The sequence below is a fragment of the Myxococcus llanfairpwllgwyngyllgogerychwyrndrobwllllantysiliogogogochensis genome, assembly GCF_006636215.1.
Lineage (GTDB): Bacteria > Myxococcota > Myxococcia > Myxococcales > Myxococcaceae > Myxococcus > Myxococcus llanfairpwllgwyngyllgogerychwyrndrobwllllantysiliogogogochensis.
In genome coordinates, this window is sequence record NZ_VIFM01000930.1 from 1 (window position 1) to 403 (window position 403).

Here is a 403-nt window from a genome sequence, read left to right on the forward strand (position 1 = left end):
CAAATATGCTGCAGCACCAGAGTAATCACGCATTTGCTCGCAAACTAAAATGAGTTGGCTTAACACATGGAACTTCATTGGAGTTGTTTGGTTTACTTTCTCCAATAGTGCTCTTGCTTCAGGATATTTTGCTTCAAGGCCAAGGATAGATGATTCTAAATACATGGTAGTCGCGTTTTCTGCTTCAACTTGCTTTCGTTGCAACAGCCAGGATTTTGCTTGACTAATATTGCGCAACTGTAAGTTTGTCTTAACTATCAGCTCGAACAAAGCCGCTGGTTGAGTCAATTTACCCTCGAGCAAGATCGCTTTATTATCTTCTACAACTTTTTCAAAGTCGAATAAGCGATTGGCGCGGTACAAGGCAATAAGTTGCTGATGTAAAGCTTGTAGATCTTTACTG

The 403-nt window shown here is 40.4% G+C and carries 1 protein-coding gene; it reads right to left on the reverse strand.

What is annotated here, in order from left to right; all coding sequences use genetic code 11:
• On the reverse strand, positions 1–403 hold a 403-nt coding region (locus FJV41_RS56350), incomplete at both ends, for a hypothetical protein (protein ID WP_220138064.1).